The sequence below is a fragment of the Microcystis sp. M179S2 genome, from assembly GCF_020245805.1.
GTDB lineage: Bacteria > Cyanobacteriota > Cyanobacteriia > Cyanobacteriales > Microcystaceae > Microcystis > Microcystis aeruginosa.
This window is the reverse complement of record NZ_JADBUE010000217.1, coordinates 1-8,345: the sequence shown is the minus strand read 5'-3', so window position 1 is coordinate 8,345 and position 8,345 is coordinate 1. Positions and strand designations below refer to the sequence as shown.

Here is an 8,345-nt window from a genome sequence, read left to right as displayed (position 1 = left end):
TTGTATGCTTCCAGTTTATTAATTCCTCCACTACTAACAACCACCTCAATCACTAAATCAGGATGTTTTCTATTGGCTCCCAACTCATAGGATTTATCACCTTCTCTTTTAACCTTTTCAAATTCATTTTCTAAGGTGACAGAACCAGTAGGAGTAAAATCTAATCCCAAAAATTCTAAATAAATTTCTAGTAAAGCACCAATACGTTCTTTGATAGTTTCGTGTTTTTTCCCTGGCATTTTTCTAATCTCCAAAACTCCATCTAAAAAAGATAACCTTAACCCTGGGCGATCGATTAGCTGTTCAACAGCTTTAAATTCTCTCCAGGTTAAGTCACTAATTAAAATTGGTTCTGTTTCTCGTTCGATTAGTGTAGTTATCATAATTTAAACCCAAATTTAGAGCGTGAATTTTGTTGACTATGATATGATATAAAAACAGAGTATCATAAAAAACATCATGCAAGCATACAAACTCAAAGGAAAAATTGATCAATCTGGTAACTTGCTGATTACCGAACCCCTGAATTTACCCCCCGGAAACGTGGAAATTGTAGTCTGGGCAGCCACAGATACCCTTGATAATACCACAACCGCAACCACTGAATCAGCACCAGAAACACCAAAAAGAAAATCTAGGATCAAAGCATTTCAGGGTTTATTTGAAAATGCCCCTGCCATTCCGGCAGACTTTGATCCAGATCAAGCTAAATATGAATATTTAAAGGAGAAATATAACCTGTGAAAATCCTGATAGATACTAATATCATTATTGATAATGCCTTAGAAAGAGAACCTTTTTGGAATGCAAGTGAACAAGTTTTATAACTAATTGAAAAAGGCACAATTGCAGGTTATATTTCCGCCTCAACTTTTAGTGATTTGTATTATATTATCCGTAAGGCAAGAGGTCGAGATTGGACGCTTACTTATTTAAAGCAGTTAATTACTTTTTGTCAAATTGCTACAGTAAATCAGGATGCAATTATAATGGCTTTCACAACCAATTTTCAGGATTTTGAAGATTCTATTCAATACTCTACCGCGGTAGTTAATAAATTGGATGCAATTATTACCCGTAATCCTCAAGATTTCCCCATTGTCACACCACGAATTATCACTCCTGAACAATTAATTGCCGAATTAACCAACTCTCATTAGCAAATTTAGTGGTTTTAATAATGTATCGGGAGCATAAAAAATGTCTAAACTTAAAGAGTTCATCTATTACCAAAATTCTATGACTCGCTGGTTTAATATTGCAGGTCCCTGTTCAGACGATATCCACTATATGCTCTCTCCCACAGTCAGATTACCAGATTTAGAGGAGCTAATTCAACAACGTAGTTATTTTGTCCTTCACGCACCACGACAAACAGGGAAAACCACAGCAATGTTATCCCTAGCAAAACAACTGACTGATACTGGAAATTATGCCGCAGTCATGGTGTCAGTGGAAGTAGGAAGTGCATTTAATTATGATCCTACTGCCGCAGAATTGGCAATTTTAGGAACTTGGTATGATACAATTGAGGATAGTTTACCTGAAGAATTACAACCAGCTGCTAAACAATGGCAACAGGAAGAACCAGGAAGCAGAATTAAGGCTTTTTTAAGAGGTTGGGCAAAAGCTATCAATCGTCCCATAGTATTATTTATAGATGAAATTGACTCTTTACAAGACCAAACATTAATTTCTATTTTACGACAGTTAAGAGATGGTTTTCCTAAACGTCCAGAAAATTTTCCCTCGTCAGTAGGATTAATTGGTTTACGAGATGTGAGAGATTATAAAGTAGCATCGGGAGGTAGTGATAGATTAAATACATCCAGTCCTTTTAATATCAAAGTTGCTTCTCTGACTATGAGAAATTTTAATCTCGAAGAAGTGGGATAATTATATCAACAACATACAGCAGCAACTGGACAAATTTTCACATCAGAAGCAATAGAAACAGCTTATGATTTAACCCAAGGACAACCTTGGTTAGTCAATGCTTTAGCTAAAGAAATTGTAGAAAAAATGGTAAAAGATAGAAACATTGCTATTACCAAAGAACACATTTTAACAGCCAAAGAAATATTAATTGCTCGTCAAGATACTCATTTAGATAGTTTAGCGGAAAAACTCAGGAAAAAACGAGTGAAGAATATTATTGAACCAATTTTAGCAGGGCAAACATTACCTGATACTTTAGCAGATGATAGGCAATATTTAATAGATTTAGGATTATTAAGACGTGATCCAATGGGGGGATTAGTTATTTCTAACCCCATATATCGTGAAGTTATTCCCCGCGTTTTAGTCCAAGGAACTCAGGATAGTTTACCTTTAATTAGTCCTAGTTGGTTGACGGCAAAAGGTGAATTAAATATAGATGCTTTATTAACAGCATTTCTCAAATTTTGGCGACAACAGGTCGAACCATTATTAAGTAGTGCTGCTTACCATGAAATTGCCCCCCATATTGTATTAATGGCTTTTTTACATCGTGTGGTTAATGGTGGGGGAGTTTTAGAAAGGGAATATGCAATTGGTAGTGATATAATGGATTTATGTCTGCGTTATAAAGATGTAATTTTAGGGATTGAATTAAAAGTATGGCGGGATAAAAAACGCGATCCGCAAGCTGATGGAATTGAACAATTAGAATCTTATTTAAGACGTTTAGGTTTAGATTTTGGTTGGTTATTTATCTTTGATAGACGGAAAAATGCTTTACCAATGGAAGAAAGGTTATCAACTGAGGTGGTGGTGACAGAAAATCAATATAGAATTACTGTGATTCGGGCTTGAGTGTTTCCAAAACTCACTGTTTGCGTTACATTTCATTAACGCACCCTACAGGATTAACTTTTAGAATTTTTGCTAAACTAGAAATAGGTATAAAACAAGGAAATATAAAGTTATGACAGTTGCTAATTCATCACTTTCTCAACAATACATACTTGATATTGAACCAGAAGGACGTTTAACTTTACCGCAAGAAATCCAACAAATTCTTAATTTAGAATCTGGAGATAGATTAATTTTAACTCTGGAAGATAATGGAACACTGCAATTAGTTAGTCTCAAAAATCAAGTTAAAAAATTAAGAGGTTTATTAAAAAATAAATCACCTGATAGAAATTTAGTAGATGAACTTATTCAAGAACGCAGACAGGAGTATTTAAGTGAATAAATATGTGTTAGATGCTTCTGCCTTTTTAGCTTATCTTAGAGATGAACTAGGAGCAGAAATTGTAGAAAATGCCTTGATTAATGGGTGTTATATCAGTATTATTAATTGGGTAGAGGTATTATCGAAAATTGTTGACTTAGGAGAATCCCCAGAGGAAATTATTAAACGATTGAGAGATGAAGGATTATTACAAAATAGTCTAGAAATTATTGCTTGCAATGAGGAAGATGCTATAACTATAGCTAAATTTCGAGTTTTAACTAAAAGTGCAGGATTATCCTTAGGAGATCGTGCTTGTCTTGCTTTAGGTAAACGCTTGAATTTACCTGTGTTAACAGCAGATAAAGTATGGACCAGTTTATCTCTGGGAATTACTATTACTTTGATTCGTTAAAGTTCATCATCATTTGACAAATACTTTTTAACAACTGAAAATTTGGAACTGCATTCAAAACAGTAATAAGGTGCGTTAATGAAATGTAACGCACCCTACAGGATTGGATATCACTAGAGATTAAAACCCACATTCCGCACTTTATGATTAAGTCGCAATAACGCCACCAAGAAAAACTGATTGAACCGACAAAATTTGTTGAGATTAGAGAATTTTTACATCTGACTTCACCAAGAATAATTTGACAGAAGCAAGGATCGCTCAAGTTAGACATGGTTAAACTAAAGTGGCCTAATTTATTGGACACTTTTCGGGGAAAAAGTTTTTTCTGGGATTGACTTAAACTGAATTTGCTCAATTTGATTCTCAACTTACTTGGTAGTAATTTTGGCAATAAATCGAAAAATATTCAAGAATATCAAGAATCTCCTCAGTTAAATTACTGATGTGGCTTTGAGCATTAATCTTGACTAAATGAATCCCCTGTAAAATCTGAAATATCCATCTTAAAGTTGGTTTATCTGTGGCTTTACCAAGTTTATTTTTGACTTTTCCACCTTTCCTTTGTAGTTCCCCTCTTAACATTCTTTGTCCCAGACTATATACTAATAAGCATATTCCCATTAAAAAAAACCATTGTTTCTATCCTTTTTGGGGTTTTCACCAAGACACTATCTGCTAGAAATAAGGGGTCTTTAATGAATCTAAATCTTCGTTCACAAGATTGTTGTGCTTTATATTCATCAAGCATTTCTTCCGCCGATAGGTTTTCCTTGTCGAGAACAGGCGATAATAAATCTTCCTGCTCTTTCTGTTTCGGCTTTAATAATTTCAGCTATCACCACTACAATAAAATCACTACCATCAGGATTTACTCTCAGAAAATTTCCATTGCCTGACTACAGTTCTAAAGCTTCGTAGATGTATAATTTATTCAAAAAACCGACGGTGCTGAAGTGATAACTAGGTAAAGGCGGAGGGAACGATAATTCCGTTTGATAAACGCTGAAAATGACAAAATTCTTTCTAGTGGTGTTAGTGGCGATCGCTTCTTGTAAAAAAGGATGACCCGTATCCACCAACATTTTACAGTAACCCCGCAAGAGAGCCTGCACCTCGAGGGAAGCTTGCGCCCGAGCGCAGACATTATCCTTAAGATAGCTAGTTAACCTCTGGGAAGCGTATTGTTCGTAATCTTGACGATTGGGGTTAGTTGTCAGCAATATCCCCGCAATTCCCCCTAAAACCACTCCTACCACCATTCCCCCTAACCGTGCCAATTTCATAAGCTCTCAAATCATCACTCACTTACCCTAACCATAGCCCGAATGAGGATAAAAAACCTCTTGTCAACGATTCGTTTTCTGCTATACTCGATAGATGTACGGCGAGCGTAGCCAAGTGGTTAAGGCAGTGGATTGTGGTTCCACCACTCGGGGGTTCAAGTCCCCTCGTTCGCCCTCTTTTTAAGGCTCGTTGATAATTAGGCTTTGAGGGGGTTGATTGGCACTTACCCACTCAAATCCCCAATCAATTCGTTATCGGTAAAACCCTACACCCCACACCCTACACCCCACACCCTGTCCCCACGAAAAACTTTTTGCCGCAAACCCTACTTACCGGTTAAGACGGCACTGGAGAAGCGGAGTAGCGATAACGTGATAGTTTAGATCCGATCGGTAATGTGATATTGGGACAATAATGACCAAAGTAAATCCGAAGTTAATTATTCATGGGGGAGCGAGTTCCCTAGAGGATAAAGGTGGTTTAGAATCAGTCCGCAATTCTCTCCGGGGGATTGTTAAGAATATTTACAACCTCCTTGACAATGGTGCTAGTGCTGTGGAGGCGGTGACGAAAGGATGTATGTTACTGGAGGATGAACCGCGATTTAATGCCGGGACCGGTTCGGTGGTGCAATCGGACGGTCAGGTGCGAATGAGTGCAGCCTTGATGGATGGTCGTCACCAGCGTTTAAGCGGTGTCATTAACGTCTCGCGGGTACAGAATCCCATTAGCCTGGCTCAATTTCTCCAAAGTCAAGAGGATCGCATTCTCTCGGAAATTGGAGCTGCAGATCTGGCCCGAGAATTACAAATTCCCCTCTATGATCCCCTCACCGATTATCGGATTCAAGAATGGATGGAGGAAAGAAAGACGAATTTTAATCGCAAAATGGCCCGTTTATTCGCCGATTCGTCAGCACAACGGGGAACTATCGGGGTAGTGGCCCTTGATCAACAAGGAGACATCGCCGCCGGAACTTCTACCGGAGGGAAGGGATTAGAAAGAATCGGTCGCGTTAGTGACAGTGCCATGCCGGCCGGCAATTATGCGAATCCATGGGCGGGAGTAAGCTGTACGGGGGTCGGGGAAGATATTATCGATGAATGTTTAGCCGCTAAGGTGGTTATTCGCGTCACCGATGGTTTTTCCCTCGCCGCTGCCGTGGAGAAATCCATGCGCGAATCCCAAACTAATGGTCGGGATCTGGGCATGATTTCCCTTGATCGTCAGGGGAATATTGTTTGGGGGAAAACGGCGGAAATTCTCTTGGCTGCCTATCACGACGGTCAGGCGATCGGTGATACCCTAGAATGGCACGGTGAAAATGTCGGTTTAATCGGTCATGTCGCCGTCGGATAGTGGAACAAACTGCGATCGAGCCTAGTCTTTTCGGTTAATCTGTACAAGATACTTCTTCTCGAAAATCTCCGTGTGGCAATACATTATTCCTATTTTTGACCCCGATGTGAAAAACTGGTCAGCCGAAGCGCGATTATTGCGCTGGATGACTTTTTTGTGGCTGTTAGTCGGGTTAGTGGTGCTTTTTTCCGCTTCCTACGCTCTGGCTGACAGTCGCTTTGATAACGGACTATACTATTTTATCCGCCAATTAATCTGGCTTTGGATTGGCTTAATTGGCTTTAATTTCCTGGTGCGATTGCCGATCGAGAAACTCCTCAAAATCGCACCCTGGATGATTTTATTAGTTTTAGGATTAATTTTGATCACTCTTATCCCCGGTTTGGGAACTAATATCAACGGTGCCACCCGCTGGATTAAAATCGGGCCGATTCTCTTGCAACCGTCGGAATTTATGAAACCGTTTCTCGTCCTGCAAGGGGCGGCGGTTTTCGGTGGTTGGCCGCGTTTAAATGTCAATCAACGGTTAACTTGGATCGCTATTTTTGGGCTAATTCTAGCGGGCATCCTCTTACAACCTAACTTGAGTACCACTGCTCTGTGTGGTATAACTCTCTGGCTGATCGCTCTTGCCTCCGGTCTGCCTTTATCCTACATGACCAGCACCGCTTTACTGGGTGTAACTATGGCCGTGGTTAGTGTTACTTTCCGCGAATACCAGAGAAAACGGATTTTGTCTTTCTTAAACCCCTGGCAGGATCCCCGGGGTGATGGTTATCAATTAGTGCAGAGTTTACTGGCGATCGGTTCTGGCGGAACCACTGGCAGCGGTTACGGTTTATCCCAACAAAAATTATTTTATCTACCCTTCCCAGATACGGATTTTATTTTCGCTGTCTTTGGCGAGGAATTTGGTTTTATTGGCGGTATTTTACTGTTAATCATGCTATTTCTCTACGCTACTCTCGCCCTGATCGTGGCGGTTAAATGTCGTCATCGCATCAAAAAATTAGTGGCGATCGGGGCGATGGTAATTTTAATCGGTCAATCCCTGTTAAATATCGGTGTGGCCACTGGTTCTTTACCCACTACCGGCTTACCTTTCCCTCTCTTTAGTTATGGCGGCAGTTCCAGTTTAGCCAGTCTCTTTTTAGCCGCCCTCTTAATCCGTGTGGCTAGGGAAGAAAATGACCCCGATCCGGTTCCCACCAGTAAAAAAAGTCCTCAGAAAATTGTCTCGGTTTTCAGTCATCAGTGATGGATTGGGAATTATGAATTATGAAGTGGGGAAGTGGGGAAGTGGGGAAGCTGTCTCATCACCCTATCACCCCAAAACCCCCCGCAACGCGCAAGCAGTGACCCCCCTATCTCCTGATTCCTGACTCCTCACCCAATGTTCGACAAAGATAAGTAAAAATTATTGATTGACTCCAAAAACTTGAGAATATTTAAATTAACATTCCGCAATATTTACAAATTCTTAAGAATTAATTGAGAAAGATTTTTATTTAACAACGATGTTACAATGGTGACAGCGATTTGATAGAATTTCATAATGGGCTATTCTGTGCTTTTTTGGTTAGCAATGGTTGAAACCCTTGCCACACCTACAGGGTGATCCTAATTAAGACGGGTAAATCAGTCAATTTCACGGGCAACGATGATCTTTTTTTTGTGTAGTTTTATTGCAAAAAAAAAGTTTTTTTGACAAAAAGCACAAAGTATGATATTAGCCCAATGGACTTCTGGCTGCGAGTAATTATTGCAGAGAAGGGAAAGGGGAAAGGGGAGAAGGGAGAGGGGAGAAGGGAGAATAAATAGGGTTTGCGGCAAAAAGTTTTTCGTGGGGGCAGGGTGTGGCCCCCCCAACCCCTAGGGTTGATTCATTTAAATTAAGTACAGCGGATTTTGAGTCAATAAATTTGACTGAAGATTCTCAAGTTTATCTTTTTCTAACCAAAAGAATCAGTCACAATAACTAATCTTTAATCCTCTGCCAATATTGATTATGAATAAATTGATAAAGCTTGTTCCCAAGCCACTAAAAGCCTATCTCTCTTGAAATTGTCTGAGAGTACATCCTGTTAATTTAGCTAATTTTTCTGCTTCTTACGTCGATAAAAC

At 39.4% G+C, this 8,345-nt stretch carries 7 protein-coding genes, 1 tRNA gene and 3 pseudogenes; 8 read left to right on the top strand and 3 right to left on the bottom strand.

The window, feature by feature from the left end:
- Positions 1-383: Uma2 family endonuclease (locus IM500_RS13565; RefSeq protein ID WP_287738667.1), on the bottom strand; the 383-nt coding region annotated here is incomplete at its 3' end.
- Between the two features lie 76 nt (positions 384-459).
- On the opposite strand from IM500_RS13565, the gene IM500_RS13560 reads away from it, so the two are divergent.
- From IM500_RS13560 to IM500_RS13540, 5 genes and pseudogenes are all read left to right on the top strand, one after another.
- On the top strand, positions 460-744 hold the full coding sequence (locus tag IM500_RS13560) for a hypothetical protein (protein WP_147069417.1): 285 nt from the start codon (positions 460-462) through the stop codon (positions 742-744).
- Positions 741-1,160 (top strand): annotated as a pseudogene (locus tag IM500_RS24500) (type II toxin-antitoxin system VapC family toxin). Before IM500_RS13560 ends, IM500_RS24500 begins: the two are co-directional and overlap by 4 nt.
- Positions 1,161-1,239: 79 nt before the next feature.
- A pseudogene (locus tag IM500_RS13550) lies at positions 1,240-2,796 on the top strand (AAA-like domain-containing protein).
- A gap of 112 nt (positions 2,797-2,908) precedes the next feature.
- A complete protein-coding gene (locus tag IM500_RS13545) occupies positions 2,909-3,181 on the top strand; it encodes an AbrB/MazE/SpoVT family DNA-binding domain-containing protein (RefSeq protein ID WP_002790479.1) in 273 nt (90 codons plus the stop codon).
- The gene (locus IM500_RS13540; RefSeq protein ID WP_147070850.1) at positions 3,174-3,575 is read left to right on the top strand and encodes a type II toxin-antitoxin system VapC family toxin; all 402 of its coding nucleotides are present in this window, start codon (positions 3,174-3,176) and stop codon (positions 3,573-3,575) included. Before IM500_RS13545 ends, IM500_RS13540 begins: the two co-directional genes overlap by 8 nt.
- A gap of 366 nt (positions 3,576-3,941) precedes the next feature.
- Here the strand turns inward: IM500_RS13540 and IM500_RS24785 are convergent.
- Positions 3,942-4,411, bottom strand: a pseudogene (locus IM500_RS24785) (IS1634 family transposase); the annotation flags it as partial.
- Between the two features lie 63 nt (positions 4,412-4,474).
- Positions 4,475-4,861 carry a DUF4359 domain-containing protein gene (locus IM500_RS13530; protein ID WP_190721424.1) on the bottom strand — a complete coding sequence of 129 codons (387 nt, stop codon included), beginning with the start codon at positions 4,859-4,861 and terminating at the stop codon, positions 4,475-4,477.
- 101 nt (positions 4,862-4,962) lie between these two features.
- On the opposite strand from IM500_RS13530, the gene IM500_RS13525 reads away from it, so the two are divergent.
- The 3 genes from IM500_RS13525 to IM500_RS13515 all read left to right on the top strand — a co-directional run bounded on the left by IM500_RS13525 (position 4,963) and on the right by IM500_RS13515 (position 7,479).
- Positions 4,963-5,035: transfer RNA gene (locus IM500_RS13525), tRNA-His, on the top strand.
- A gap of 241 nt (positions 5,036-5,276) precedes the next feature.
- A complete protein-coding gene (locus tag IM500_RS13520) occupies positions 5,277-6,221 on the top strand; it encodes an isoaspartyl peptidase/L-asparaginase (protein WP_190721422.1) in 945 nt (314 codons plus the stop codon).
- Positions 6,222-6,291: 70 nt separating this feature from the next.
- Complete coding sequence (locus IM500_RS13515; protein ID WP_190721420.1) at positions 6,292-7,479, top strand: FtsW/RodA/SpoVE family cell cycle protein; 1,188 nt, start codon at positions 6,292-6,294, stop codon at positions 7,477-7,479.
- Positions 7,480-8,345: the final 866 nt, after the last annotated feature.

Excerpts from the sequence above, each read along its gene's own strand:
- IM500_RS13560 (WP_147069417.1), top strand. The coding sequence starts at position 460 with ATGCAAGCATACAAACTCAAAGGAAAAATTGATCAATCTGGTAACTTG.
- IM500_RS13545 (WP_002790479.1), top strand. The coding sequence starts at position 2,909 with ATGACAGTTGCTAATTCATCACTTTCTCAACAATACATACTTGATATT.
- IM500_RS13530 (WP_190721424.1), bottom strand. The coding sequence starts at position 4,861 with ATGAAATTGGCACGGTTAGGGGGAATGGTGGTAGGAGTGGTTTTAGGG.
- IM500_RS13520 (WP_190721422.1), top strand. The coding sequence starts at position 5,277 with ATGACCAAAGTAAATCCGAAGTTAATTATTCATGGGGGAGCGAGTTCC.